Source organism: Polaromonas sp. (assembly GCF_029945685.1).
In the GTDB taxonomy this organism is placed as follows: Bacteria; Pseudomonadota; Gammaproteobacteria; order Burkholderiales; family Burkholderiaceae_C; genus Polaromonas.
Window position 1 is genome coordinate 103,141 of the sequence record NZ_JAQSDA010000006.1, and the last position, 24,913, is coordinate 128,053.

Annotated in this window: 28 protein-coding genes and 3 pseudogenes; 14 read left to right on the forward strand and 17 right to left on the reverse strand. The window is 59.1% G+C overall.

Going from position 1 to position 24,913, the window contains the following annotated elements:
* Positions 1 to 55 precede the first annotated feature (55 nt).
* Genes PSV26_RS02980 through PSV26_RS02990 form a run of 3 tightly spaced genes read left to right on the forward strand, consistent with a single transcriptional unit; the run spans position 56 to position 2,818 of the window.
* Positions 56 to 1,294, forward strand: a complete 1,239-nt coding sequence (locus PSV26_RS02980) for a DUF1173 family protein (RefSeq protein ID WP_300567539.1) — start codon at positions 56 to 58, stop codon at positions 1,292 to 1,294.
* Complete coding sequence (locus tag PSV26_RS02985; protein ID WP_300567542.1) at positions 1,291 to 2,100, forward strand: hypothetical protein; 810 nt, start codon at positions 1,291 to 1,293, stop codon at positions 2,098 to 2,100. Before PSV26_RS02980 ends, PSV26_RS02985 begins: the two co-directional genes overlap by 4 nt.
* A complete protein-coding gene (locus tag PSV26_RS02990) occupies positions 2,087 to 2,818 on the forward strand; it encodes a DUF882 domain-containing protein (protein WP_300567545.1) in 732 nt (243 codons plus the stop codon). Before PSV26_RS02985 ends, PSV26_RS02990 begins: the two co-directional genes overlap by 14 nt.
* 240 nt (positions 2,819 to 3,058) lie before the next feature.
* On the opposite strand, the gene PSV26_RS02995 is transcribed toward PSV26_RS02990, so the two are convergent.
* The 7 genes from PSV26_RS02995 to PSV26_RS03025 form a co-directional block, all read right to left on the reverse strand.
* Positions 3,059 to 3,523: a hypothetical protein gene (locus PSV26_RS02995; protein WP_300567548.1), complete on the reverse strand. Its 465-nt coding sequence runs from the start codon at positions 3,521 to 3,523 to the stop codon at positions 3,059 to 3,061.
* Between the two features lie 187 nt (positions 3,524 to 3,710).
* Entirely contained in the window at positions 3,711 to 4,184 is a 474-nt protein-coding gene (locus PSV26_RS03000) for a hypothetical protein (protein WP_300567550.1), read from the reverse strand.
* A 366-nt stretch (positions 4,185 to 4,550) separates the two neighbouring features.
* The gene (locus PSV26_RS03005) at positions 4,551 to 5,693 is read right to left on the reverse strand and encodes a hypothetical protein (RefSeq protein WP_300567553.1); all 1,143 of its coding nucleotides are present in this window, start codon (positions 5,691 to 5,693) and stop codon (positions 4,551 to 4,553) included.
* A 22-nt stretch (positions 5,694 to 5,715) separates the two neighbouring features.
* Positions 5,716 to 6,090, reverse strand: a complete 375-nt coding sequence (locus PSV26_RS03010) for a hypothetical protein (RefSeq protein ID WP_300567555.1) — start codon at positions 6,088 to 6,090, stop codon at positions 5,716 to 5,718.
* Positions 6,091 to 6,161: 71 nt separating this feature from the next.
* Positions 6,162 to 6,791, reverse strand: a complete 630-nt coding sequence (locus PSV26_RS03015; RefSeq protein WP_300567558.1) for a hypothetical protein — start codon at positions 6,789 to 6,791, stop codon at positions 6,162 to 6,164.
* A gap of 165 nt (positions 6,792 to 6,956) precedes the next feature.
* On the reverse strand, positions 6,957 to 8,993 hold the full coding sequence (locus PSV26_RS03020; RefSeq protein WP_300567561.1) for an NACHT domain-containing protein: 2,037 nt from the start codon (positions 8,991 to 8,993) through the stop codon (positions 6,957 to 6,959).
* A 245-nt stretch (positions 8,994 to 9,238) separates the two neighbouring features.
* Positions 9,239 to 9,781: a hypothetical protein gene (locus tag PSV26_RS03025; RefSeq protein ID WP_300567564.1), complete on the reverse strand. Its 543-nt coding sequence runs from the start codon at positions 9,779 to 9,781 to the stop codon at positions 9,239 to 9,241.
* 1,082 nt (positions 9,782 to 10,863) lie between these two features.
* Between PSV26_RS03025 and PSV26_RS03030 the strand changes: the two genes are divergently transcribed.
* The 6 genes from PSV26_RS03030 to PSV26_RS03055 all read left to right on the forward strand — a co-directional run bounded on the left by PSV26_RS03030 (position 10,864) and on the right by PSV26_RS03055 (position 15,794).
* Entirely contained in the window at positions 10,864 to 11,688 is an 825-nt protein-coding gene (locus PSV26_RS03030) for a hypothetical protein (RefSeq protein WP_300567567.1), read from the forward strand.
* Between the two features lie 359 nt (positions 11,689 to 12,047).
* Positions 12,048 to 12,587 carry a hypothetical protein gene (locus PSV26_RS03035; protein WP_300567570.1) on the forward strand — a complete coding sequence of 180 codons (540 nt, stop codon included), beginning with the start codon at positions 12,048 to 12,050 and terminating at the stop codon, positions 12,585 to 12,587.
* A 298-nt stretch (positions 12,588 to 12,885) separates the two neighbouring features.
* Entirely contained in the window at positions 12,886 to 13,962 is a 1,077-nt protein-coding gene (locus tag PSV26_RS03040) for a site-specific integrase (protein ID WP_300567573.1), read from the forward strand.
* 105 nt (positions 13,963 to 14,067) lie between these two features.
* Complete coding sequence (locus tag PSV26_RS03045; protein WP_300567576.1) at positions 14,068 to 15,039, forward strand: hypothetical protein; 972 nt, start codon at positions 14,068 to 14,070, stop codon at positions 15,037 to 15,039.
* Positions 15,040 to 15,177: 138 nt separating this feature from the next.
* A complete protein-coding gene (locus tag PSV26_RS03050; protein WP_300567578.1) occupies positions 15,178 to 15,396 on the forward strand; it encodes a hypothetical protein in 219 nt (72 codons plus the stop codon).
* Positions 15,393 to 15,794: a hypothetical protein gene (locus tag PSV26_RS03055; RefSeq protein ID WP_300567580.1), complete on the forward strand. Its 402-nt coding sequence runs from the start codon at positions 15,393 to 15,395 to the stop codon at positions 15,792 to 15,794. The genes PSV26_RS03050 and PSV26_RS03055 overlap by 4 nt, the downstream gene beginning before the upstream one ends.
* Positions 15,795 to 15,866: 72 nt before the next feature.
* Here the strand turns inward: PSV26_RS03055 and PSV26_RS03060 are convergent, their stop codons facing one another.
* Positions 15,867 to 16,133, reverse strand: a complete 267-nt coding sequence (locus tag PSV26_RS03060; protein WP_300567583.1) for a hypothetical protein — start codon at positions 16,131 to 16,133, stop codon at positions 15,867 to 15,869.
* On the opposite strand from PSV26_RS03060, the gene PSV26_RS22640 reads away from it, so the two are divergent.
* From PSV26_RS22640 to PSV26_RS03080, 5 genes and pseudogenes are all read left to right on the forward strand, one after another.
* On the forward strand, positions 16,134 to 16,343 hold the full coding sequence (locus tag PSV26_RS22640) for a hypothetical protein (RefSeq protein ID WP_366945958.1): 210 nt from the start codon (positions 16,134 to 16,136) through the stop codon (positions 16,341 to 16,343).
* Between the two features lie 58 nt (positions 16,344 to 16,401).
* Positions 16,402 to 16,623, forward strand: a complete 222-nt coding sequence (locus PSV26_RS03065) for a hypothetical protein (RefSeq protein WP_300567585.1) — start codon at positions 16,402 to 16,404, stop codon at positions 16,621 to 16,623.
* 17 nt (positions 16,624 to 16,640) lie between these two features.
* Positions 16,641 to 16,889: a hypothetical protein gene (locus PSV26_RS03070; protein WP_300567588.1), complete on the forward strand. Its 249-nt coding sequence runs from the start codon at positions 16,641 to 16,643 to the stop codon at positions 16,887 to 16,889.
* Positions 16,890 to 17,055: 166 nt separating this feature from the next.
* Positions 17,056 to 17,181 (forward strand): annotated as a pseudogene (locus PSV26_RS03075) (IS3 family transposase); the annotation flags it as partial.
* On the forward strand, positions 17,153 to 17,401 hold the full coding sequence (locus tag PSV26_RS03080; protein ID WP_300567591.1) for a hypothetical protein: 249 nt from the start codon (positions 17,153 to 17,155) through the stop codon (positions 17,399 to 17,401). The pseudogene PSV26_RS03075 and the gene PSV26_RS03080, both read left to right, overlap by 29 nt.
* A 41-nt stretch (positions 17,402 to 17,442) precedes the next feature.
* Here PSV26_RS03080 and PSV26_RS03085 read toward each other — a convergent pair.
* From PSV26_RS03085 to PSV26_RS03125, 9 genes and pseudogenes are all read right to left on the reverse strand, one after another.
* Positions 17,443 to 18,009, reverse strand: a pseudogene (locus tag PSV26_RS03085) (DUF2889 domain-containing protein).
* 50 nt (positions 18,010 to 18,059) lie between these two features.
* Positions 18,060 to 18,911, reverse strand: a complete 852-nt coding sequence (panC, locus tag PSV26_RS03090) for a pantoate--beta-alanine ligase (RefSeq protein WP_300567594.1) — start codon at positions 18,909 to 18,911, stop codon at positions 18,060 to 18,062.
* A 96-nt stretch (positions 18,912 to 19,007) separates the two neighbouring features.
* Positions 19,008 to 19,229 (reverse strand): annotated as a pseudogene (locus PSV26_RS03095) (3-methyl-2-oxobutanoate hydroxymethyltransferase); the annotation flags it as partial.
* Positions 19,230 to 19,290: 61 nt separating this feature from the next.
* The gene (gene bioB / locus PSV26_RS03100) at positions 19,291 to 20,307 is read right to left on the reverse strand and encodes a biotin synthase BioB (RefSeq protein ID WP_296163782.1); all 1,017 of its coding nucleotides are present in this window, start codon (positions 20,305 to 20,307) and stop codon (positions 19,291 to 19,293) included.
* A 13-nt stretch (positions 20,308 to 20,320) separates the two neighbouring features.
* On the reverse strand, positions 20,321 to 21,046 hold the full coding sequence (gene bioD / locus PSV26_RS03105) for a dethiobiotin synthase (RefSeq protein ID WP_300567597.1): 726 nt from the start codon (positions 21,044 to 21,046) through the stop codon (positions 20,321 to 20,323).
* Positions 21,043 to 22,224, reverse strand: a complete 1,182-nt coding sequence (gene bioF, locus PSV26_RS03110) for an 8-amino-7-oxononanoate synthase (protein ID WP_300567600.1) — start codon at positions 22,222 to 22,224, stop codon at positions 21,043 to 21,045. Before bioF ends, bioD begins: the two co-directional genes overlap by 4 nt.
* Positions 22,225 to 22,231: 7 nt before the next feature.
* Positions 22,232 to 23,584, reverse strand: a complete 1,353-nt coding sequence (bioA, locus tag PSV26_RS03115; RefSeq protein WP_300567602.1) for an adenosylmethionine--8-amino-7-oxononanoate transaminase — start codon at positions 23,582 to 23,584, stop codon at positions 22,232 to 22,234.
* Entirely contained in the window at positions 23,584 to 23,964 is a 381-nt protein-coding gene (panD, locus tag PSV26_RS03120; protein ID WP_300567605.1) for an aspartate 1-decarboxylase, read from the reverse strand. Before panD ends, bioA begins: the two co-directional genes overlap by 1 nt.
* Before the next feature lie 135 nt (positions 23,965 to 24,099).
* Positions 24,100 to 24,888, reverse strand: a complete 789-nt coding sequence (locus tag PSV26_RS03125; protein WP_300567607.1) for a citryl-CoA lyase — start codon at positions 24,886 to 24,888, stop codon at positions 24,100 to 24,102.
* Positions 24,889 to 24,913 lie beyond the last annotated feature (25 nt).

Here is a 24,913-nt window from a genome sequence, read left to right on the forward strand (position 1 = left end):
GATTTGGGGTGTTTTCTCGCACGTTTAGCCCGCCGCGGCTGCGTATTCTGCGTGGATGGACATTCTCGTTGCCAGAACTCGATTCGACTGTGCGTCAGCACTAGAGAACATCGACGGCATAGCGGACGCGATGGTGTTGGCAAAGTCAACGCCGGGCCACGCGCTATGCCTGTGCACCACTCCATCCAGGAAGCTCGTCATCCGCACGGTCGGCATGCGGCATTTCCTGGCGGTATGGCCCCATGATGGTTACAACCACCACTATGCCTGCCCCTTTCACCGGGACGAGGTCGAAGCCGGCGGCGACGGAGCGCCCCTTGAACCTGCGATAAAGGAGAGTGAGGAAGGCTTCGACATCGCGGCCGACTTCCCTATGGCCAAGATGCTCCAACGCGAGAGCCCCGATCCTGCGGCGGCGCCTACGCCGCCGAACCCCTTAGCCCCCCCTTCCCGTCGAACCCAGCGGGCCCGCATGGGGCTTCTGGGCGTTCTCCAGCACCTTTGGACCACTGGTGGGTTAAATCGCTGGGGTCGCGGGTGGAAGCGTGACTGGTGGCGGGTAACGCAGGAGCTGATCGGCGTCATCGAGCAGGGCTCGGTTGGTGGGCAACCGATGAAGGAGCGGTTGTACCTCGTTCCTGAGTTCAACTTGAAGCGAAAGGATCTTATTGACCACGCGTGGGACGAATTTAAAGCTCGGATGATTCCAGGCGACGCACAGGTCCGCATGGGTTTGATCATCGGGGAGATCAAGGAATTCTCAAGCTCCAGCTTCGGATACAAGATCGCAATCCGGCACTTCGGCTCAGCGCTGTATCTCAGACAGGAACTACGCCAGAAACTTTCCGAGTCATTTCCACGGGCATTCCACAAACTCAATGGTCCTCAGGAGCAGCGAAATATTGGCATCTTTCTGGTTGAACTGGCCCCCAAGGGATACCTCAATGTGATTGACGCCGCGCTGATGGCGTGCAGTCTCCACTACATACCGGTGGATTCATCCTACGAGGGAAAAGTCGCGCACAAGCTCGTGGACGAGCAGCGGAGTTTTTCAAAACCGCTGCGACTCGAAGTCGAAGGTTCCACGTTGCCGGACTTCGTTCTCACGGATACCAATCCGCCATGTGTCATGGAGGTGTACGGCATGACCAGCAACGAGTATCTGGAGCGGAAGGCCGAAAAACAGGCGCTGTACCGAAAAGAAGGCAAACCGGTGTGGTCATGGGATGCAGCGGTCGACAAACACATCCCTCGGTTTCCCGAGCGGGTCGCGACGGGATCCAGCGCTCCATGAGCAACGTCAACCTGGTACTCGTCGATGGTGTTGGGCTGAGCTACCTAGAGACGGTGGAAGTTCCTGACGGCACGGTTCAAGCGGTGGAGGTGCTCATCCAAAAGGCCTTGGCCCCGAACGCAATCATCAGGCCGGAGTTGCTGAGCATCGCAAGACAAATAACGACCGAGTTCCCGGTTTACCTTTGCGGAAATTTCGCAATGGCGTGTCTGATTGGTGCAGGCGGCGACAAATACGTGAAATCGTTCGAGCCGTTGTACCGGGCGTGGATCATCGGCGAGCGCGCAATCGCGACGGCTGGGGTGAGACATCTTCGAGCGAGCCTTAGCCGCCCCAATGCTTCGTTCCTTTCGGCTGGGGCGCAACTGGCCAGGTATTACGTTTGGAAGGGAAAACTTGAAGCGGGGTTTAAGCTGGCGAACATGGTGGTCGCGCTGGACGGGGAAAGCAGTACGCAAGCCCGCTTTGTGCAGGCGCACATCCATCACCTCCTCGGGCTTCAGGATGCTGTTGACGCGCTCAAGGCCTTGGCCGATCGGGGAAGTCCAATGGCGTATTACACGCTGGGGCTGGAACACTTGCGGCGCCGGAACAATGACGCGGCTCGCCACTCGTTCCTTCAGGGCTATCGCCGGGTCCCTGAAGTTGCATCGATTCTGCTGGGCAAGACTGGCGCCCGCAGTGGATCGCGCGCGCGAATCCGTGAGGCAGAAAGCTACGTCGAGACGTTCTGCCTTTCCGAATGGCGTTCTGACGAGCTGGCGCAACTGGGGAACCTCCTTGCGGCCACGGATGCTTCAAGCTAAAACCATGTGCCCCATGATATTGACTGACGCTCCTCCAACCGGCCTACCGCCGCTTGACCCGCAGGAATTCCTTGGCACCCGTCGCAAGATGATCGCTGCGCTTGCGGCCGCTGCAGCTTCCACCTGTTTGCCGGCGTTCGCTGTCGCGCCCGAGTGGGGGAAATCCCCTGCGGGCGTTTCTGGCGACTTCTGGACGCAACCGCGATGGGTTTGGCTCAAGCGAGCCGGAACAGATGAAGAGATCAAGGTGGTTTACTGGGCGAACGGGCAGTTGATCACAGAGGCCTATCACCAAATCTCCTGGTTCCTGCGTGACCGCCGGTTTGAAGCGATGCTCAGTGCTGATAGCCCGGTGATTGCGAAGGCTGAGCGCTCGGGCCGCCTCTCGGCAGCGCAAAAGTCCCCGTGGGCCTTGATGGATCCGGTGGTTTTGGACATCCTGTATAGCTACAGTGCCTGGCTCAGCATCTATGGGTTGTCCCGGCCACTAATGGTGACGAGTGGATTCAGGCATTTCATTTCGAATGAGCTGACAGAGGGTGCTGCGTTGGCCGGCTGGCATCCGAAGGCCGGTGCAGTCGATTTTTTCATTCAAGGTGTGCCAGTTGAGCAAACGGCTCGTTTTGGGCAGTGGCTTTCGGGCGGTGGGGTAGGACTCTACCCAAAGAAAAACTTCACGCATGTCGATCGCGGGCGCGTCAGGACATGGAAGTCGTAGCGGTTTCTCTCTCACCAAGAAAGAACCCCGTGCCAGAAGCGATTTCTGCACGGGGTTTTTCAGTTTGGCGCCGCCTTCGAATTGAGGTAGCTTTGTAGAACTATCACAGTTGCGTTGTGATTCTGTTCGTTGATGAGGTTGGTGAACAGCTGTCGGACTACATCCGGAAAAACCAAAGCCCACCTTCCGATTGGAAGATGGGCTCGAGGTGGTGGCAAGGCCGGCTGGCCGTACCAATGATTAAGCGAGGCTTTCACCCCCTTCCGACAATGCTTCGAAGTCCCGCCTGAGCGCTTCGTACTCGCACGCCAATCGGTTTCCGCGTTCCTGCCAGAACAGGTGCTTGGCCCGTTCCGGGTAGCCGCTCAGCATGCTGCTGATCGCCCCCAGGATGTCTGTCCCCAACCGCAGTTCCAGGTCCATGAGGCGCATTTCCGGAGTTTTTTCCCAAGGCCGCTTCTTGTACTCACTGAAGAGCACGAAAGGCACCTTGTAGACCATGCGGAGCATTGCTGCCACATAGATCAACAACGCTTCGAGGTTGGTGACGAACGGCACATGGGCCGCTTCCATCAGGTCGATCTCATCGAGGCCGGCTTTTGTCCGGTCCCAGACGTTCTTGGCACACAGGGTTCCTTGCTGGATGACGATGTGGGCAATCAACAAGGCCGCTGCAAAGCAAACCATCAGATCAATGGTGTCCATTTTTTCTCCGAATGAAAAAGGCACCAATCCCTACGGAGTTGGTGCCCCGTAGGCAAATAGGAACCGTCTTAGACGAGTTCCACAGGCTGATTAGCGGTTCAAGCTGACCGTCGCGACTTTCGCCGAGAGCGTTCAGTTTAGCCGCTTCCGCTGCCTCCGGCAAGCCGGTGGCAGGCCCATAAGAATTTCAGCGTTGCGCCGGCGCCGGCGGCGCATCCGGGATGAACACCAAGGCCGCTGCCGGCGGCACCGTGACCGTTTGCCACTGGGTCAGTTCTGCCGTTGTCACTCGCTTCACGAGATGGCCGGGCACCTGCCCTACCTCGGTCAACAAGCGTTCACGATGGGGACTGGGTTTTGTCCGCGCCTGGAGCCAGGTCCTCTCGATCCATGCGGTTCCCTTGTTCAGCGCCTGAGAAATCCCAAGCCATGGCTGTGACGGATACCGGAAGATTCCCGGCGCGCCATCGCTGACATCCGGGGGCTCGATCAGCAGCACGCGCATGTAGGCGCCATGGATGGCGAAGTTCGCACCGGGGTCAACCTGGCGTTTATGGCCACCGATGAAGGCCACGGTGCAGGCTGATGCGCAGAAGGCCTGGGCCTCGCGCAATTTCGGGACGCAGGTGTCGTAACCATGATCGTCGAGCCATACTGACAAATCTCGTCCACCTGATGAGTGACCACCCAGTGAAGCAAAACATAGAGTTTTGACTTCTGGCCGGCGGAGCAGCTGGTCAACAATGGGGTCAGTGTCGCTGGGGATTTCCCCTCGCAGGACTGCTGCGGAGGTGCAAAGCTCCCCCTCGCAAACCTTTCCCCACAAAACAGCCGGTTGGGCGTCCGTGAGGGACAAAAGGTGCTGTGCCGTGGCAAACCCCGCCAAAACCACAATGCCCAGGAGCTTCAGGTAGGAGTATCTTTTTGGGCGCGATGGTTGCTGGGAGTTTTTATCTGGCATGTTGTCCAAGGCTATCTGACGGCTGTCGGATTTCAAGTACGTCCAGCCAGCGCACCTTGTTTCAAATCAGTGGACCCTGTTGCCGCTGCCTCCCACGGCATAGACGTGCCCCGGTATATCCTCGTTCGGCTTCGTCGGGTTCACCAGAACAGGCCGGATCCATACGCGCTTGATGAGTGCCTTCTGTGGCCCGTGGGCCTGCCTCCGCCAGTGGCCGCGCCGCCAATGTGTACTGACGTCTGCGCGCCCTGTTTCAGGGGAGCTCGAGCCCTGCTGGACTTCATCTCCCATCAACCGGACCAGGGTGTAGCCCTCACTCCCGAGTTTTTGAGTCACTTTGAAGCGCCGCATCGGTGGCGTCTGCTGCCACTTGACGTGAAGTTCGGGCGGTACATCTCGCCCTGGAGTGAGTTCCTTGTCAGCGCCAATCGACTCGATGTAGAACAAGCAGTTGATCACCAGCTCGGTCGCTTTTCTCAGGAGTACCGCGCCCTCCTCCCATTCGCCTTTCCGGATCTCGATCAGCGCGAGGTTGCGCTCGCTCTTGTCTTCGTCGGAATCGAGGTCCGCGAATTTGCGCGCGATGAACGCGTCGATGGCCTGATGCGGCGATAGGCGCTGTTCCTCCGGGCTGAAGTCGACGAAATACCCGGGCATCATCACGCCTGAGCCATCGTCCTTTACTGTTGTCAGTCCAATCTTCAGCCGACGTTCTGTACCGTTCGTAGTCCAGGGTGTGACTGCCACAAAGGCGCCGTCCAGATATTCGTGGCCGTCATCGAATGGAAGTTTCATGTCATCTTGCTTCCCAAAGCGCACGAAGAAAGCGTCGTAGGGTGGGTGCCAGTCCTGCAGGGTGCAATCTGCTACGTCGGTGTTCCGCAACATCGTCACGATGTTGTCGTCGAGGTCGAATATCTGCTTTCCGCTCAAGTTGTACTGTGCCACCAATGGAACCCAGTGGCGCTGCTGAAGCAGCTTTGCAAAGAGCTGGCCAAGGTGCTCTCCATTACCGTCCGCGTCTGCCTGCCTCATCGCGGCTTCCATAGTTGGGTCGATGAGGTTTTTCATGATGAGCTGGGGAAGGGCTTCTGCGATCTGGCCATTTCGAGTCACAAATCCGTGCTGGCCGGCCTGCGTGCCGAATTGCCACCATTCCGCGTCACGAAGTCTCATGGGAGCGTAAGGGGAAAAGGAGGTCTGATTCATCTTCACTACTTCCTGAGAAGTTTCACTGGTTGTCGGCCGCTTTGGAGCCCGCTTGTTCAAACGTGAATTGAACCGGTTCCTCGTCAGGCCGGAACTTTGCAAAAAGGTCGACGTCCGCGAGCCGGTAGCAGCCGCCTGGGCCGCCCTGTACCTGGTACTGGGCATCGGACGTGATCACCGCCGAAAAGAGTCCACCCTCCTCGCCTTGGCCGAAATACTTAGAACTGGGGCGGATCCGTGCGAACAGGTGTTGACCGCCAGTGCGGATCTCCGCACACCGCGCGTCAAACGCTTCAATTGAAGCACGCTCTTCTTCCCTGTTGATCTTACGGAGCGCGTTGGGGTGGATCGGCGCCTCGGCCGAAGGGGATTTTTCTGCGCTGTGGTCATTTGCCATAGGGACTCCCGTAAATCTGCGCCGCTTTCGCACTACCTATGCGATCCGGAAGCATAACCGTGCCGGCACAGCTATGCTTCGCGCGGCAGGCGCTCCGGCATGGCCAGCATGCGAACCAGTGACTCATACTTCATGGACAGAGGTGCACGAGAAAAGTACTGAGCTGCCCCGTCAGGCGCTGCAGCCAGGCGAAACATTTCTTGGTGCTCGGCGTCCTTGTGCCGGTAGGCCGCGCCAAACTCAGGATTCTTGGCAGCCCGGTCCAGGTATTCCCGTGCGCTCTGCGGCAGCTCCCTTTGGTAGGTGTAGTCGGTGACGCCCTTCCGATACTCAAAATCCTGGATGATCACCGCACCAGGGAGCTGAGCCTCAGGCTCTTCGGTATTCCAGATTGAAATATCCGTCTTCCTTGCCCCGTGCTCGATCCACGCATGTGAGATTCCACCTTCCCAGCTGCTGTCAGTCACCCACCCAACGACCATTTCCACCGCAATACCGCGCTCGCGCGCAAGGTACTCCCGCAGGAAGAAGGCCAGGTTGTAGCACCCTCCTGTGAGGTTCTGCTGCAAGACGATTCTGTTGAACGTAGCGATCGCCACTTCGGCGACATCCTTTTCTTCGCCATGCAATGAGTTGTGCCAGTCGCTCTCGCGCGATAACAACATCTTTATCTCGGCGCTTCGCCGTTTTGCCTCACCCATTGCCGCCTCCTATTTTTTTTACTTGCCACCCGATGACCGGATCTGTTGGCCTGTCCTGTTCAGCTATCACACCGGCATGGGCTCGCCTGGCGGGCCACGTAGCGGAAGTTGAGGAGTCGGGTGCCGTAGTTAAGGCGCTTTCGCAGTACGCGCTAGAGTAGTTCATCACGCACGCGTTTTCGCCGCCGTTTGTTCGATCAGGATGCTCGAAATGATCTGCTCGCGCGTAGCTGTGGTGATGTAAGCGTCGACGTTGAGGCAGTTCACCAGCAGGCGCGTGAGCTGAATATATTCGTTCAGTGCCTTGACATCACCCCGATGATATTGGGCGACGTGCTTGACGACCTTGCCGACGTTCTCGCGCGCTTCGTCCAGGCCCATCTTAAGAGTCTGGATGGTTGCTACCTCGATCTTCTTAATGCGGCCGAACTCCTTTTGCATGTCTTCGACTAATTCTTTGGACGCGTTGACTACGGCACCATAGCTCGGCTCAATCAGTTGAAGCTGATCTGCGACGTGCGCAAGAGCCAGCGCCCGCCGTAGCGGGAGTGGAATGGCTGCTGCCGCATAGACGAGCGCAGCATTTTGATTGAGGAAGTCGCGAACCTCCGAATTCGTTTGCGCGATCAGTGACAGCTGCTCGCGCATGCGCTTGACGAAGTCGTCGGCCTCCGTAAGTAGCCCGGTAGTCAGCACAAAAACTTCTCGCCAGCGAGGCTCATTGGCATGCCGTTGGACCAGGTCCGCTGGGCCACTCTGATTGGTGTTCTCGGTGATTGTGCGCGCAGTGAAGTATTCCTGAAACGTCAAGTGCGAGAACGAGTAGATGCGTTGGGCACGCTCGACCAGCACACCGTGTTGCGACTCGATTTCCTTGAGTACCTCAGCGGCATCTACATCTCCCGCATCATTGCCGGGCGCTACCTTCAGGTTAGTCATGAACACGCCGATTTCCTGCTCGAGATCAGACTGGCGAATGAAGTAGGCGCCACGCTCAAAGGACTTGGCCGCAATGCGGCTGAGCAGCAGCTCTTTCTTGGCCAGAGACAGCTGCTGGTAGGCTGTGTTTCGCCGGACCGAGCGAGAGGCGTCCCACTTCTTCAAAAGAGCGTCCAACGCCTCCTTGTACAACTCGGCGCGATTGTTGGGGAACGTCATTCCCTCGTCGAAGGCCAAGCACATCAGCGTCAGGAGCAACGGCGTTTGGCATAGATCGCGGATGGCTTTGTTCTTTTCGAGAGAGAGCTCGACCAGGCAGAGGTCGGCTTTCTGCGATTGATCGCAAAACCAGTTGCGCACGAATTGCCTGACCTGGCCTTGGTGAAAGTCGGCAAGTTCTACATCCGAGAACTGCTCGAACAGATAATTGTAGGCAGCCGTGCGGCAGCTGATGACGATTCGCACCTGCGGATACTTGCTCGCCAGATCCCGGATTTCCTTGTGCGCTTTGACGAGACGATCGTTGTCATTGACTTCGTCGAGCGCGTCGAACAGAAGGATGAGGGAGCCAGCCTCTAACATTCCTTCCACGAAAGCCTTCGGATCATCGAAGCCGCAAATCTTGAACTCATCACGGATGTACTCGAGCAAGGTGTCCTTGCCATCGCTCCAGTCCTTCATCGGAATGAAGACCGGCATGCGGCGCTCCGTGAACTGGCCGTCGATAGCAGTCAACGCGATCCACTTGAGAAAAGTGGTCTTACCGCCACCTGGCTTTCCCAACACGACGAGACGTGGCTCTCGATTGACCACCTGCTGCCCCTCAAGGGTGTTAGACACCTGACCGAAGCCGTTTTGGTCACAATTGAGTTGCTCTTCGAGATCCTCGATGGAGGAGCGACGCTGCGCCGATATTTTGTGAAGCATGTTCACCCGCACGAAGATGTTGTGGATCGGCATCGGCCGCGCCATGCCGATGATGCGCATGGTACCGTACCGTTCCTGCACTCTCTCGCAATACTTCGCCGCCTCGAGCCCGAAAGGGTCTTCTTTCTCGTAGCGGTGTTTCACCCACTCGGGAACTTTTGCAGCCTTGCTCCAGGCAGCCTTGATCACGTCCTTGATCAACTCCTTGCCAACTGTGGCCACAAGTTGGTCCGAAGTGGCATCGCCAGTGATTGTCATTGAAGTCCTTTGCATCTCGTCGAGCACACTGGTTGAGGCCGAACGCGTAGCGAATTGAGACCCGGTCTGAAAACTCATGCGCTTACCGGAGCCGCGGCCAACGATTATCCGCCACACTTCGTCTGGATGCTGATTGGCGCGCGATTGAAAGACCGCTTCGGCGTCTCCGAGATGTTGAAGGGGGTGATCCGGCTTTCCAGAAAAGCGTGGAGGTTACGTCTCGTCCTCTATGCGACGTAGGCTGTCCTTGGCTTACCAAGCGATCTCTTTAACCGCCTTCTATTTTGTTCGGACGTCAAGGTAATTATTTTTTGCAGACTGGGTTAGTTCAGCGGCTGCGCGCGACTGTTCGTGTAGTGCCGTGCGCGCTCAATAATTTCCCTAAGGTCGATGATTGAACCACCTGCAGCGCTGAAAACGGTGTCGAAAATGGCGTGGATGATTTCTTCTTGGTCGGGAATATCTATCTCCGTATTACGACAGAACAGCTTACGAATCCGCTGACCTGGCGCGACCTGCCTTACCAAGATCTCGGCGCAATGGTTCGGGGGAATCTCGTTCGTCGGAATTGGGACCGGCATCGCTTCAACCTCGCCCTCGAGCAATGGCCGCAGTCGGTGCGAGCGCTCAGTGTGGTTCTTGAACCAGGCCGCGTCGTCCGACTTCCACGCATGCTCACCCATGAAAACACCTTTCAAATCTATGGGAACGCCGGCTTGCCTCATCAGCGCATCCGTGCGCGCATCGATTTCAGAGAAAACCGACTGCATGGCGTTCAGAGCCTGGTCGGCGTTCGCAGGCCCAGCGCTGGGCTTCCTGTGGCCCGGTTTGCCGGATGCGACCAAAAGGTCGATGCTTTTCGTCACATACAAAGTAGATAGAGTGCATGACCGACAGCACCTGTCGAGCGCAACACTCGCCGGCAAACACTACTGTGCCGTTGCTAGTGAGGCCGCCGAAGGTCCTGGTGTTGTGCGGGAAAGGCTTGTTGCAAATGGTGCAGTTGTCGCTCGTCCGGATCTTCTTGAATTCTCTTTCGAATCGACGGCGGTCTTCTCGCCTCACAGCGTCTCCCTGTACAAATTGGTAAGTTGATCAGAGTAACATTTTGTCGATCCGACCGCACCTGGGTCTGTGCACCCAGCCAGTAGCGTTACTTGATAAATTATCAAATATTAGAAGCCCCAACCGCTGGACGTTATCGTCGGATTTCTGACCTCGTGCATGCGCGAAGCGCGCTTGGTGATGCCCGATCAACGTCACGGATCCGTCCGGGCTCGTCCTCTGTCGGTTTAACCTCATTGACCGGGCCGCCGTGGCACGCACTTGATCCGATCCAACACGGTGATTTCGAATTGCTGCTTTTGGGCGACTGCCGATTCTGTGGCTGACCGCTTTGCCAGCGGCTGACCGGCAGCAAAGGTCCCTTAGCGGTAGTTGCATTTTCTCTAAAGGCGACATTCAGTGGCCTCACCAGGTAAAGCCCGACGGACTTTATTCATGGAAGCCTTCTTTCGGCGGCGCGGGAGCACGCGGCGAGGTCGTTATTCATTTACAACAGGCGGCATCGATCCAGACCGTGCCCTCCCCCTCCTTGGTGGCTCTTCGAGCGCCGCAAGGCGCGCCCGCTCGAGCTGGGACTGAGGAAAATGAGAGGAGAGCGAAAGGGGACAGTCGATCAAGAGGAAGGGGGGGAGAAAGCGCGGTCGAAGTGACCGACGGCGTAAGTTGTAAATGAATTTTCTATGGCTTCAGGTTGGCATGCTGGGCCGAAGTCGCACTGGCCTCCTCCGGAAAACTTGATATCGCAATTGAAATCAATGACTTAGGCGCTTGCCGAAGCCTGCCGGCAGTACCTGAACACTGCGACGGCGGCGGCTCTTGCGGTACCGACAAGGAGGAGCCGATTCACTATCCTTGCAGGCATCTCCAACTCCGAGGACAGGCCGTGAGCCCATCTCAAGTCGAAAGCGCCAGGCAGGCCTGCGAAAGAATCCTCCGTGCCGAACAGGCCTACAACATCGAGCACAGCATCTTGCCGGGCGAGAACGCCATTGCCGAAAGGCTGCTTTGCCGCGGGCTCGAACTCGCTGACGCCTACGAGGAGCTGCAGGACGAGCTGCACCGCCATCCGAACGCTTTGCAGGCTTTTTTGGGAATCGTGCTGAGCACGGCCTCACAGTGGAGCCCCGACAAGATCGCCCTCGCCCGCACCGCGCGGGAGGATCTCGCCGGCGTCAATCGGCAGATCTCCGCCAAAGCGGCCGAGCTGGCCCGATTGCTTGGTCAGCGGGACACCCTGCACAACACTAGCGGCTTCTGCAGCTCAACCCACTACCACGTGGTCGAAGTGATCGAGGCGGCGGCACGGTCGCGAAATCCACGGTTCACCGTCCACGTCAAGGATCGGCTTGATGACTTGCGCGCGCAGTTCGACCTGAAGTACTGGCCAACGCTGAGTGACTTCGTGTCGGAGCTGGCCACCGATGCGGAGGCGTCAGATCCGCAGGCTTCTGACCCGCTGACCGCTGCCGCCACGGTTTCAACAAGACCGTCACTGGCTGACTTTTTCAGGGCGTTGTTCACTGCGATTGAAGAGAACAGTGCCCACCTGCATGGCCAGCTGCCCGCTCAGTTCAAAGTTTCAGACGGTACATGCGCCGCCTTGGCCAACTGCGCCCTGGACCTGGAGCCCGATGATCTGGTGGACGGCCCCTACGTAAAGCGGCTTCGGCAACGCGACAGATCCGGATCAGGAAGCGCAGGAGGCTGACGATCATCAGGATCGGTCGACCCTGGTCGCGTCATGCGAACGAATAGGTCCAATGTCCCTCCTGATCGCCGGGGCCTGAGACGGCAGATTACCCGATTCACTGAATTCAGGCGTGAAGGCGGGCTTGAACAACTGACGAGATATGACAGACTTGAGCCTTGGTATCGAGGTTTCGGTACCCTGCGATGGCTGCACCTGAAATTGGCAGATCGCTCAACTACTCAAAGGGATATCGATGGGGGAAAATCGCACGATCGGAGAAACTGTCGACATGGCGTTCGCAAGGGCCGAGGCAGAAATGAGATCGGGTCGGCAAGGGTGCCTTGGTGGACTTCAGGCACAGGAAAAAGCGAAGATCAATGTCTAGCTTTGAGCATCTGGTGCTGAAAATAGGAGAGGCGGCGTCGAACGGCCCGGGCTGGTTGTCAACTGGAGAGGCGCTGGCTGCAGCGCTGGCGTTGAACCGCAGTGATTGGCTGGCAAAAATGGGCTACACAATTCCCCAGGCGCTTGAACACGGGGGCACGGAATGGGCCGCGATGATTCCCGCGGCCGCCGACGCTATCAGGACAGCAGACGCGACGCTCGCAGTAACGGCCAAATCGGCCGCCGATGAAACGGCCATGTTGACGATGACCGCCGGTGCCGGCGAGATCGAGGTGAACGCCAGCCTTGTCACCTACGGAAATGCCCCTGGGTACCGCGATGTCAGCTTCACGATGGATGTACAGCGGCTGCGCACCGGGCCCGCGCATCGTTTGAACATGTCTATCAACGCCCAAGGCAGCCAACGGATGGCTGAGCACGTCCTGGAGGTTCATCGACTTGCCTGGAGCGATGGCGGACCCCTTGACAAGGTCGAAGGTGAACAGCGCCCGCGCTGGATCGGCCCTTTTTGAGTCCGAAGATTGCTCCTGAATCGCCAGCAAACGTATACGGCAACGCCTAGGAGGTAACGGAAATGACAACGAAGCATGAAGCCAAAATGAAGGTGCATGCGGCCGCCGAGACATGCGCCAAAGTGCAAGCCAGTTGGGTAGCCGACAGGGCCTTGGGCGGCAGCGTAACTACCAACGGCTACGGCATCTACAGTGCCCGCTTCGAATTGCGAACCAAATTGGAGCCCAGGCCCGGTGGGCAAAGCAATCACCATGAATGTTCAGCAAGCGGACCTTTTTGAACCAATTCGAGCATCCTATGTTGAACACACCTGATCTGTTTGCCGCGGATTCAACGCCCTCTGCGGCCATTCCACAACCTGACATGGCGCTATTTTTGCTGTGGGAAGCCGCACGAAAAAGTGACCCATCGCGCCCAAAACCGATTGGCAAGCAGGGCCTGGACCAGGCAAGGCTGGTATGGAACAAGTGGGGCGAATTTCTCGCGCTACGCGGAAGAAAATGGCCTGCGGCAGCGCCACAGGACGTTGCCGCCTTCATCGAAGGCATCCAGGCCCGGGCCCGTCAGAGCGAGAAGGTGAATCCGCAGACGTCGCCTGTGACAAAGCGTCGGTATTGGCGAATCATTCGAGACATTTACGCCTTTGCCGTCATGAGCTCGATGCTCGAGGAAAACCCTGCAGAAGGTGAGAACGTCAAGCCTCGCGAGAGCGAGCGAGCCAATTCCTTTGTCCTGCCCTTTCATGCGTGGCGATCCCTGGTTGACCAAGTCCCAGGTGGCTTCACCTTCAAGGACCGTCGCAACCGTTTGGCGTTGATGTTTATGATGCGATGCGGCCTCACAGCCAGCGAGATCGTCAACTTGAGCGTTGGCGACGTCTCCGCCGTACCTGCGTTGGAGCATCTTCGCGCAACGTTCGGACTTCCCCTCCTGCACCCCGAAAATCCCAACTGGCAAGCAGCCGAGCCGTTTCCGGAATACGCCTTGCACGTCACTGGCCGCAGCAAGGCGCTTTCGCGCACGCTATTGCTAGATTCGCGCACAAGCAAAGCGCTGCACGACTGGATGCAAGTGCGGGTGATTGGGAAGGAAAGTCCACCGGCCGCCGATGAGAAGTTGCTGGTGGGGGCCACCGTAGGCGAAAAGCTGACCGCGCGCCTGCTTTACAACATCAGCGCCGCTCTGTTTGCCGGCAGCGAAGAAGGACGAGAGATCAAGATTCGCTTCGGTCCAAATACCCTCCGGAATACCTGCATCGTGATCTGGCTGAATACTGGAGTGACAGCGACTGAGATCATGAGGCGCTGTGGAGCAAAGGATGCCGGCATCGTGACGCGACTGCTTAAGCATGTCCAGCCCGAAGTGAGGCTCTAAGTGCGTCCAGAAGACAGAGAACAGTGTTCCCGGATCAGGAACGCCTGGTATACAGCATGCCAACGCCGTGGAATTGTGCGTCCAACCGCCGTCAACCTGACGCCCATGCTGGTGGGCTTGGATACGATGCAGCTGCAGGCACTGGAAGAAGCGCTTTCGCGGTCCCTAAGCTCCGTGGAGCGCGCTGGTGATTTTGCTCTTCTGAACTGGGCGGCGAAATGCACGATGCCTGCTGTTCTGGCTGTCATCTCCGAGGCTGGCTTGGCGTGTACCGGGGCGCATCTATACCTTGCCGGCGTCTCCCTCATCGAACTGGGCTGGGATATATCTGCCAGGCTTGTCACTTTGAAGGACCGGCCTGAAGACATCGCGGCACTTCGTGGTGCGCTCGCACAACATGCATTTGCGCAGGAACAGTCCGTGCCAGTTGCCATTGGCTCAGCGGGGGGAAAGGGGACCGAGGCACCCCCCGCGTCGCGTGAGGAAACCCCATGGACCGCGCGGAACGACTCCCATGAAGATCTCGGACGCGACCAACTTCAAGAGCATGAGGAAGACGGGGATTCACGTGCCTGGGCGGGTCACTCGCACGACAATCGCGTTCGTCTCAAGCTCTATGGCAAGAGCGCTGCGCACACGGTAGAGATCGGGCCGCACCGTCGCGGCGGTGACTTCCTTGGGTCGCATGTGGTCACGTTCGAGTCAGCCCTTGCACTCCCCGCTGGCGCCTATGACTGGGGACGCAAGTTGACTTTCCAGCTCACGCCCGAAGAGATGCCGGCCGCGATCGCCGTTCTCATGAACATTCAGCCCAGCGTGCGATTTGAGTACCACGGCAAAACGCGGGACAAGTTTCTGGAGCTGCGCTGGCAAGGAAGTGGCCTGGCTGTGACCACCGGGCAGAAGTCCCTTTTCTGCGTCGTTCCTGTTCAGTCGTCCGCGGTCTATTACCTTCTCAGCCTTTTTTGCCGCGCCATGGTCCACGGTCAGCCGGGAGTCACAACTGCCGACGTGTTGGCAATGGTGGGCGCCCTACCTGGTGCCGACACCGGTTCGCTAGGGCATAAAAGAGCGTGACCAAGGCGGCGCCTGCCGCCGTTCGGTTACCATATCGTCGTTCACTTTGAGCCGCCCGTGGTGCGTTATTCCGCCTGACCATTCCGCATTGGAGTGGATCCCACCAATCCCTTTTCGTCTTATGACGACAGGAGTCTTATGAAATTCTGTACATCAAAACTGAAGCCGTCGGCGTTGCCCTCGCTTGCGTTTGCCCTGATCGCAGCCGCTGCATTTGTCGGCGACATGGTCCTCCTTGTTGCCGGCAATCTAAACCGGGAATTCTTCCTTGCCCTACTGGGCGCTGTGACGCTTGGACTGAGCGTCTTTTTCTGCCTGATGGTGTTGCTCTGGTGGCCACGCGGGAGCGCCACATGATGGCGTCGCTGCGGCGGGCGGCGTTGCTATTAGTTGTGTCCATCGGAGCTCTTGCCTGGTCGCCCGGCAGCCACGCGGGAACCTGCAAGGACGAGTTTCGCTACATCCTCAGCGTGCGTCCCAGCGATGACAGCGCAACCCTCGCGATGGACTCCGAAGGCCCATTGCCAATGCGGCTCGTGTGTGGCGAAAAGGCGCTTGTTCTATCGGTCGAACGTCTCTACGAAAATCGTGTCCTTGTCGAAGCTGCCTTCGTGACAGGGACCAACTTGGCTTCGTGGCGCGCAGAGATCCAGATGGATGCGCAACATCCGAGGCCATATGGCCGAGAGTTCAGACTCAGGCCGGATATGCCGGTGTTTGGGATTGCGTTGATTCCGATATGCAAGGGCACGTGACCCACTGACCCGTTGCTACAGAAGCCGCCCCTCACCGGGCGGCTTTTTTTGCCTGGGATCCGGGGGATGGGGTTACGGCTTCAGCGCGTGACCGGTTTTGGCTTGAACGCCGTGCTCCTCTTTGAGGAACTCTCGCATTTTGGCCAGCGCCTCAGGGGTTCCATCCAGCACCCATGTGGTGGACGAGCAACTTGGACAGAAGGCCGCAGCGGCAAGACGCATACCCGTCATCCCACGCACATCCATCGGCTCGATTTCCGCAATGTTCGCCTCACAGTTATCGCACTCGAACGGGGCGAAAAGACGCACGAAGTTCGCGTCTTTGATCGCGACTACCAAGTGAACCAGGTTCTCAAGCTGCTCGGCTACGACCGCCGGCGTGGTGAATTTACGGGTCGAGGTCTGTTCGTTCGAGTAACGTGCATCACGGGGCCAGGCACATACGGTCTACCTCACAACCTGGGCGTCATGTCGATTTTTCTCATGGGAGCCGTACCGCCATTTCATACACTTGAGTTGTCCACTTCGGAAAAGCAATCCCAACATTAGCATCCCCGCAAGTGGGAGTTGGCGACGCTCCAAGCGTTAAGAAGTAAAGGAATTCGAAATGTTGATGGCCTGGAAATATGTTGGGAGCGGCAAAGTATTGCTGCTCGCACGAAAAGATGACTTCACGGGCCTTCCCGACGACATCAAGGCAGCAGTGCAAGGTGCGGTTGGAACCTCATGGGGTGACTCACCTGGGCGGTCGCTGCCGGAGGCGCTTGTTGGGGCAGACAGATCCACCATTGAGAACGCACTGGCAAATGATGGATGGTTCTCGACCTAATTCGCAGAAGGAACGGTATGCCAAATTCGGTAGCTGGAACGCTTCAGCACAAGCAAGCCTGCGCTGACAAACTACACGCGGTCGTGGAACAGCAGATCATTGTCGGCCGCCAGATTCAGAAATTGAATTACAAGGCCACTGTAGACCTGGCGCGTGAAATGGATTCATTAATCGACGAATATGCAAAAGCGAGGACCGCGTATATCGCCGCCGCAGAAATCTGCGATGTGCCCGTCTACGTGACGCCCATTCAATATCCGCTGTGACCTCGAAAACTGTTGATGGCAAAAGGAGCAGCGCGACATGACCAGTGCTTTGCGACCTCCTTTTCCAGCCCAGCCTTTGGCATGGTTGGTTGAATTTGACCAGATGGTTAAGCCGGATGTTTGGGAGCCTGTGGCCCACGTCGTCTATGAGGAGCCGGAAGGCCATTTCGAGTACATCGAGGTGTTCTATAACCGGAGTCGCCGCCACTCCACGCTGGGCTACAGTTCGCCAGTTCGGTTCTTTGAGGACTGGATCAGCAACAATGCTGATCAGCAATCCAAGGCGGCATGAGTACGACCCGCTGGAAGGTGAAATTCGACAGGCACCTCAGTCAGCCGTCGGTTCGGCATTGGAACTGCTCAATGCGGTGACGGAATATGTCAATCAGGGGGGACTGGGCAGCGGTGCTTTGAAGCACCTGAGTTTGGCCTGGTCTGGCTCAAAGGCCGCCGTCAAACGACTGACGGAGGGGCACGCGGTGTTGCTCTTATTTTTGATCGAAAGACGGTGACAGCTACAAGCCAACCAACTACTCCGATTTCGCGGCCTTCTTCAGCGGCTGCCAGCCAAAAAACTCCGGCTCATGGCGCTTAACCACCGGCCCATTGAAATCCCAAGACATGCATTTGCCCAAGTGGTATGGCGGTTGTCCTGCGGACGGAGCTGGCAAGCCTGCCAGCTTGCTCTGATGCTCGCGATAGCCAGGAATAGTCTGGTAGGCCGCCTCGCCATGTTGAACAGCAATTCGCGCAAGTGGGTGCAGCCCCTGATTCCACCTAGGTTTTTCTCGATGGTGTGACGCCAGCCCGGCCCCATCGTGCAGCCAACCATTTGCTGCATCGGGTCCCGGGCCTGCAGGCATTCGGGAAACGGCGTACTGGTCATGGACGTGACGATTTCGCGGATCGTCATGCTGTCGTCCACTGTCACCCGGATCGCCATGTCATGGACCGGGGTGCCCGGTCACAGTGTGCCTCGGTCAGGCGTTTTCAGAACATAGGTTTTAACATCGACTATCGCGGCCTCGATGTCCCAGAGCCCGTCCTCACGCTGGTAGCCGCGAAACGTAACCCTGCGCGTGTGCAGATGTTTCCTGATTTGGGGTGGTAGTAGTGGCATTGAATTCTCTGCTGAATAAATAACATCTGACCGTGCCGATCTCGCTCCGCTCAAACGACTTCCAGATTGTCGATAAGCCGTGTCGAACCAATTCTTGCGGCACCCAGCGCCACCAGCGCATCTCCGGCTTGCGGCGGCTGCAGGTCAGCTTGTCGACGCACCGTCAGGTAGTCAGGCATCCATCCGCGTTTGGAGAGCTTGGACATGGCCCGTGCTTCAAGCTCAGGCAACCGCGCCGCAAGCTCGACATTCGTGTCGTGGGCATCCCGCACCAGTTGCTTGAGCGCCACTGACAGCTGCACAGCTTCGGCGCGCTCGGGCTCAGACAGGTAGCCGTTACGCGAACTTAGTGCCAATCCGTCAGGCGCGCGCTGGGTCTCTCCTGCCACGATGTCGATGGGCAGCGCGAACTGGAGCACCATGTGGCGAATTATCATCAACTGCTGGTAGTCCTTTTTTCCAAACACAGCCACCCCACCGGGTGTGCTACCAAACACGCAACTGAAGAGTTTCATCACCACAGTCGACACGCCAATGAAGAAGCCAGGGCGAAAGTGCCCTTCCAGGATGTCGGCGAGTGCTGCCGGAGGGTGTACCTTGTAGGTTTGTGGTTCAGGGTACAAGACCTTCTCGTCAGGTGCAAACAGCACGTTGCAGCCCGCCGCCTCGAGTTGGGCGCAATCGGCGTCCCAGGTGCGTGGGTAGGTATCAAAGTCTTCGTGCGGCAAAAACTGCAAGCGATTGACGAAGATGCTGGCCACCGTGACGTCACCCAGGGTTTTGGCCTGCTTGACCAGCGCAATATGGCCGTCATGCAGGTTACCCATGGTGGGTACGAAGGCGGGGCGGGTAAAGCGCACCAGGTGGTTGCGCAGATCAGCGATGGTGTGGGCGATGTACATTTATCGTTGGGTCAGGATGGACGGAGATGAGGCTCAATAGGGTGCTGGCAGTGGCCTAACGCTTGGTTCGCATCCGTTCAGCAAGTATGGATGTTCTCAACGGGAAAGCGGCTGGTTTTCACGTCCTCGACGTAGCACGGCACATTGCACCGAAGCGCTGCCATCCATGAAGTTGCGCACAAAGCGGGGGCGTTTGCCATGACTTACGGCCAGCATGTCGTGTAGCACCAGCACCTGGCCGCTGCAGGCCACGCTCGCACCGATGCCGATGACGGGTATCGTGAGCGTTTGTGTCACTTTTTGCGCAAGGGTGGGCATTTCACGCAGGCGGTGCAGGGTCAGGGGTTTGCGTGGGGTGGTTTGCTCGCTCATAGTGTTCTCACGCAGTCGCAGCCGTAGTGGCTTGACGCAGGCCCAGGCGCTGCAGCAGGTCAAGATCGGCGTGCGTATCCGGGTTGCCGGTCGTCAGCAACTTGTCGCCGTAGAAAATGGAATTGGCACCGGCCAAAAAGCATAGGGCCTGTACCGCGTCGCCCATCTGCTGGCGACCTGCCGACAAGCGTACGCGCGCCAAGGGCATGGTAAGGCGCGCTACAGCGATGGTGCGCACAAACTCGAAAGGGTCGAGCGGTGGCTGGTCGGCCAGTGGCGTGCCGGGAACGGGCACCAGGTTGTTAATTGGCACCGATTCAGGATAGGGGTCAAGGTTGGCCAACTGGGCGATCAGGCCAGCGCGTTGCAGACGTGTCTCGCCCATCCCTACGATGCCGCCGCAGCAGACTTTGACGCCGGCACCACGCACACGTTCCAAGGTGTCTAGCCGGTCCTGATAGTCACGGGTGGTGATGATGTCACCATAGAAATCGGGTGCGCTGTCAAGGTTGTGGTTGTAGTAGTCCAGCCCTGCATCGCGCAGGGTTTCGGCGTGGCCGTCATTCAGCATTCCCAGCGTAGCGCAGGTTTCCAGCCCCAGGGCCTTGACGGTGCTGACCAGTTCGGCCATTTTTTCAATATCGCGGTCTTTCGGTGCGCGCCAGGCCGCACCCATACAAAAACGCGTGGCACCGGCTGCCTTGGCGAGTTGCGCAGCTTGCAGCACGGCTTGGGGCTCCATCAGCTTGCTGGCCTCGACGCCAGTGTCGAACTTGGCGGATTGAGGGCAGTAGCCACAGTCTTCTGGGCAGCCCCCGGTCTTGACCGAAAGCAGCGTAGCAAATTCGATCTGGGTAGGGTCGAAGTGTTCCCGGTGTACCGTCTGGGCACGGTGCATCAACTCAGGAAAGGGAAGTGCAAATAGGGCTTGCACGGCTTCGACCGTCCATCGCGCCGGTTGGGGCGCGGCGATGGCAACAGCGCGGCGATGCAGGGTAACGGTTTGCTCGACAACAGAGGACATGAAAAACTTCCTTTCAATAAGACGGAACAATGATCGATGGAATTGTCTCCAACCCATCTGCAAAACTAATGCGAGGACTCTGCATTTGCCAGGGAATCTGCGCCCAGCAGGGCGCGCCCAGCCGCTGGGCCAGCGCGTTGACATTCTCGACCGGAGCCGACATCTCTGGGTCGATGTGGTTGGCCACCCAGCCGACCAGGGGCAAACCGGCCTGCCGGATCGCCTGCGCCGTCAGCAAGGCGTGGTTCAGGCAGCCCAGGCGTATGCCGACCACCAGCACGACCGGCACAGCCAAAACATGGGCAAGATCGGCCAAGGTTTCGGTGGCATTGATCGGCACAGAAAAACCACCTGCACCTTCGACCACCACGCTGTCGGATACCGACTGCAGTTGTGCAAAGCACGCCTGCAAATGGTCAAGGCGCAGGGGGATGCCTTCATTTTCTGCCGCGATGTGCGGTGCCATGGCGTCCCGCAACAGGTAGGGACAGACCCAAGGGGCGGGGGCCTGCACATTGCTGGCCGCGCTCAGTGCTTCCACATCGTCGTTGCACCAGCGTCCATCCACCCAGCTTGTGCCTGCGGCCACCGGCTTCATGCCCACGGCGCGCCTACCGGTTTGCCCCAGGTGGCGCAGCAAGGCGGCGGCCACCAGGCTTTTGCCGACGCCTGTGTCCGTGCCTGTGACAAAAAAATCAGCACGGGGCAGGCTGCGTGATCGGGGTGGTGGCAGTGTCATTGCAGCGCTTTCAGGTGGTCTGCCAGCCGGTCCACATCGTCGATGCTGTGCGCCGCAGACAACGCAATGCGCAGGCGGGCTGTGCCCCGCGGCACGGTGGGTGGGCGAATGGCGGGAACCCACAGCCCCTGCGCTTCGAGCTGGGCAGACACGGCCAGCGCGGTCTCATTGCTGCCCAGAATCAGAGGCTGTATGGGCGTGTCGGATGGCAACAAGCGCCACGGGCTGCTGGCCATGCGTTCGCGGAGGTGGGCAATCAGCGCTTGCAGGTGCTGGCGGCGGGAGTGCCCCTGTAGCCCGGCAATCACGTCCAGACTGGTACACAGGGCGTGCGCCAATGCCGGCGGCGCTGCGGTGCTGAAGATGTAGGTGCGAGCCTTTTGCACCAGCCAGTCAATCACTTGCGGGCAGGCCGCGACAAAGGCCCCGCCTACCCCGGCGGCCTTGCCCAAGGTGCCCATGTAGACGATGTGCGGAGACTTCAGGCCAAAATGCTCCAGCACGCCACGTCCACCGGCACCCAGCACGCCAAAGCCGTGGGCATCGTCCACGATCAACCAAGCACCATAGCGCTCGGCCAGGGCCAGCAACTGCGGCAGCGGTGCGATGTCGCCGTCCATCGAGAACACGCTGTCGGTCACGATCAGCTTGTTCGTCGCTGTCTCTTGCGCTAGCCTCGTCTCCAGGGTTTGCAAATCGCCGTGCGGATACACATGCACGCGCGCGCCTCGGGCCAGGCGCGCCGCGTCGATCAGCGAGGCGTGGTTGAGCACTTCCGAAAAAATCGCCGTGGGCTCGCCCGTGGCTGCCAGCGCAGGCGTCACCGCCAGGTTGGCCATGTAGCCGGTGCAAAAAAACAGCGTGCGGCAGGTCTCGAACTGGGGGCTGACAAACTCCGCCAGTCGGTGCTCCAGCGCCTCGTGCGCCTGGCTGTGTCCGCTGATGAGGTGGGATGCACCACTGCCCGCGCCGTGCAGCCCGGCCCCTTCCTGCAAGGCCGTCACCACCGCAGGGTGGTTGGCAAGCCCCAGGTAGTCGTTCGAGCAAAACGCCAGGCGATCACGGTCATTCAGCTTGACATGGGGGCCACAGGGCGATTGCGTAGGGCGCGTGCGGCGGCGCAGGTGTTGGGCGTCGAGTTGCATCATGCGCGCCTCCAGGGTGTCGATCAAATGCATGGTGGTTTCAGGTTCGCAGCGCTTCGGCCAACGCGCTTTGCACGCCCTCGGCAAGAAATGTCTGTTCGTGGTCGTTCAGGATATAGGGCGGCATCAGGTAGACGGTTTTACCGATGGGGCGCAACATCAACCCGCCTTCTAAGGCCAGGGCATGAAAGCGTCGCGAGAAGGTGGCCGCATGCGCGGGATCTTCAACCGCAACATCAAAGGCCCAAATCATGCCCTGCTGCCGGAAATGCCGCACCTGCGGGTGCGCGGCTACAGGGGCGAGCAGGGTGCTGAGCCGCCTGGCACGCACGCGGTTGGCGTTCAGCACATCGTATTCTTCAAAAATATCTAGGCAAGCCAGGGCTGCGCGGCAGGCCAGCGGGTTGCCGGTGTAGGAATGAGAATGCAAAAAGGCACGGTTGATGCCATCGTCGTAAAAAGCCTGGTAGACATTTGGCGTCGTCATCACCAGTGACAGCGGCAGGTAGCCGCCGCTGATGCCTTTGGACAAGCAGAGGAAGTCGGGCCACATCCTTTCCCCCTCACCTCCCCCATTCCCGGCCTGCTCACAAGCGAAGAAGGTGCCGGTGCGGCCACAACCCACGGCGATTTCATCGGCGATCAAATGCACGTGGTACTGGTCGCAGAGGCGGCGGATGTCCTGAAGGTACTGCGCATCGTGCATGGCCATGCCAGCGGCACACTGCACCAGCGGTTCCACGATCAGCGCGGCGATGGTGTCGGCCTTGGCCTCGAACAACTGCCGCAGTGTTTCCGCCGCGCGCGCTGCCACGTCCCGCGCGCTTTCACCCGGACGGGCTGCACGCGCATCCGGGCTGGCGACGATGTGGGCCGGTCGCAGCAGGCCATCGTAAGCCTGACGAAATAGCGGCACATCGGTCACGCCCAGGGCTCCCAGGGTTTCGCCGTGGTAGCTCTGCGCGAGGCAGACAAAGTCACGCCTGAGGGGTTGGCCGCTGTTGCGCCAGTAGTGGGCGCTCATCTTGAGCGCGATTTCCACGGCGGAGGAACCGTCAGAGGCGTAAAAGCAATGCCCGAGTGCATGCCCTGTAAGTGCCGCCAGCCGCTCGGAAAGCTCGACCACAGGCGCATGGGTACACCCGGCCAGCATCACATGCTCCAGCGTGTCGAGCTGGGCTTTCACGGCGGCGTTGATGCGCGGGTTGGCGTGGCCGAACAGGTTGACCCACCAGGAACTCAAGCCGTCCAGGTAGCCTTTGCCCGCTTCGTCATAGAGCCAGGCACCGCTACCGCGTACCAACGCCAGCGGCGGCTGCGTCTCGTGGCGTTTCATCTGGGTGCAGGGATGCCACACGCTGGTCGTGCTGCGGCTGGAGAGGCTTGCCGACATCACAGTGCCTGCGTTGGCACGTGGTGGCGCAAGGCTGTTTGGCGGTTGTGCTCGTCCACAAACACTAGTTGGGGATGATGCCCAGCGACCCGCTCTTCATGCACCTGAGCAAAGGCCGCGATGATGATGAGGTCGCCCACTGCAGCACGGCGTGCCGCTGAACCGTTGACCGAGATCATGCCCGAGCCCCGCTCGCCCTTGATGGCGTAGGTGACAAAGCGCTCACCGTTGTTGATGTTCCAGATGTGGATTTGCTCGTTCTCGCCCAGATCAGCAGCATCCATCAGATCCTCGTCGATCGCGCAGGAGCCCTCGTAATGCAGTTCGCATGCCGTCACTGTGGCGCGGTGGATCTTGGACTTGAGGAGGGTACGGTACATGGTTTCACCTTCAAGAAAGTTCAGCGGGCCATCAGCCCCAGGGTATCAAACAGGCGTCGGTCGCTGGCCCAGTCGGGGTTACCGGTAGTGAGCCGCTTGTTACCCTGGAAAACGAATTTGTCCAGCTACAGCGCGTCAGGCGCCTTGTGGTCTGATGTGCTGGGTGGCCTCGTCTTCGACACGCTGCCAGATCTCGACCGCTATCGGGTTCTTGCTTTCTTCCAGGATGTGCCCCACCAGCCCGATGGCGCGCGCCAGCACGCCGATGCCGCGCACAATCTTCCAGGGCAGGCCGAGCTCGCAGCAAATGGCGCCGATGGCGCCGGTGGCGTTGACCGGCAGCATCTTGCCGGCGGCGCGCTCGGCCTCGGCGCAGATCAGTTGTTCGAGCCGGATGTAGTCGCCGGAAAAACCGTTGTCCTTGGCGATCTGAAACAGGCGCGGGGCGCGCGGATCAACCGGCTTGTGCAGCGGATGACCGAGTCCGGGAATGATCTGGCCGCGCGCACGAAAGGCTGCCACGGTGTCGCAACCGATGCGCTCTAGGTCAGCCCCTTTCGTTCCGGGTGGCAGGGCCTCGTACAGCATTTTGGCGGTGCCTTCGGTGCTGCCGACGAACACGCTGCCCAGGCCGCACAATCCGGCCGCCACCGCGGCCTGCAGCGATTCGGGAGCACCGGCGTAGGTCAGTCGCGCGACCAGCGCACTCGGCGTGATGCCATGCTCGACCAGCGTCACCGCAATGGCATTGAACACGTTCGATTCCTGCGGTGTCGGCATGCGCCCGACGATTTGCAGGAAGGCCATATCACCCAGGTTGAGATGGCCGAGGATCTCCTCGGGCAGACTCTTGCCGTGCACTTCGATGCGGTCCGGGGTACTCCAGGCAATGTCGGAGCGGATGGGTTTGTTCTTACGGGTCATGGAGAACTCCAGTCGGGTCAATGAC

Coding starts and splice junctions, on each gene's coding strand:
- panC (WP_300567594.1), bottom strand. CDS start 18,911: ATGTACATCGCCCACACCATCGCTGATCTGCGCAACCACCTGGTGCGC.
- PSV26_RS02995 (WP_300567548.1), bottom strand. CDS start 3,523: ATGGACACCATTGATCTGATGGTTTGCTTTGCAGCGGCCTTGTTGATT.
- PSV26_RS03020 (WP_300567561.1), bottom strand. CDS start 8,993: ATGAGTTTTCAGACCGGGTCTCAATTCGCTACGCGTTCGGCCTCAACC.
- PSV26_RS03035 (WP_300567570.1), top strand. CDS start 12,048: ATGTCTAGCTTTGAGCATCTGGTGCTGAAAATAGGAGAGGCGGCGTCG.
- bioD (WP_300567597.1), bottom strand. CDS start 21,046: ATGACACTGCCACCACCCCGATCACGCAGCCTGCCCCGTGCTGATTTT.
- PSV26_RS03045 (WP_300567576.1), top strand. CDS start 14,068: ATGCTGGTGGGCTTGGATACGATGCAGCTGCAGGCACTGGAAGAAGCG.
- PSV26_RS03065 (WP_300567585.1), top strand. CDS start 16,402: ATGTTGATGGCCTGGAAATATGTTGGGAGCGGCAAAGTATTGCTGCTC.
- bioF (WP_300567600.1), bottom strand. CDS start 22,224: ATGCATTTGATCGACACCCTGGAGGCGCGCATGATGCAACTCGACGCC.
- PSV26_RS03010 (WP_300567555.1), bottom strand. CDS start 6,090: ATGGCAAATGACCACAGCGCAGAAAAATCCCCTTCGGCCGAGGCGCCG.
- PSV26_RS03070 (WP_300567588.1), top strand. CDS start 16,641: ATGCCAAATTCGGTAGCTGGAACGCTTCAGCACAAGCAAGCCTGCGCT.
- PSV26_RS03015 (WP_300567558.1), bottom strand. CDS start 6,791: ATGGGTGAGGCAAAACGGCGAAGCGCCGAGATAAAGATGTTGTTATCG.
- bioB (WP_296163782.1), bottom strand. CDS start 20,307: ATGTCCTCTGTTGTCGAGCAAACCGTTACCCTGCATCGCCGCGCTGTT.
- PSV26_RS03055 (WP_300567580.1), top strand. CDS start 15,393: ATGATGGCGTCGCTGCGGCGGGCGGCGTTGCTATTAGTTGTGTCCATC.
- PSV26_RS02985 (WP_300567542.1), top strand. CDS start 1,291: ATGAGCAACGTCAACCTGGTACTCGTCGATGGTGTTGGGCTGAGCTAC.
- PSV26_RS03050 (WP_300567578.1), top strand. CDS start 15,178: ATGAAATTCTGTACATCAAAACTGAAGCCGTCGGCGTTGCCCTCGCTT.
- bioA (WP_300567602.1), bottom strand. CDS start 23,584: ATGTCGGCAAGCCTCTCCAGCCGCAGCACGACCAGCGTGTGGCATCCC.
- PSV26_RS02990 (WP_300567545.1), top strand. CDS start 2,087: ATGCTTCAAGCTAAAACCATGTGCCCCATGATATTGACTGACGCTCCT.
- PSV26_RS03125 (WP_300567607.1), bottom strand. CDS start 24,888: ATGACCCGTAAGAACAAACCCATCCGCTCCGACATTGCCTGGAGTACC.
- PSV26_RS02980 (WP_300567539.1), top strand. CDS start 56: ATGGACATTCTCGTTGCCAGAACTCGATTCGACTGTGCGTCAGCACTA.
- PSV26_RS03040 (WP_300567573.1), top strand. CDS start 12,886: ATGTTGAACACACCTGATCTGTTTGCCGCGGATTCAACGCCCTCTGCG.
- PSV26_RS03005 (WP_300567553.1), bottom strand. CDS start 5,693: ATGAATCAGACCTCCTTTTCCCCTTACGCTCCCATGAGACTTCGTGAC.
- panD (WP_300567605.1), bottom strand. CDS start 23,964: ATGTACCGTACCCTCCTCAAGTCCAAGATCCACCGCGCCACAGTGACG.
- PSV26_RS03080 (WP_300567591.1), top strand. CDS start 17,153: ATGCTGATCAGCAATCCAAGGCGGCATGAGTACGACCCGCTGGAAGGT.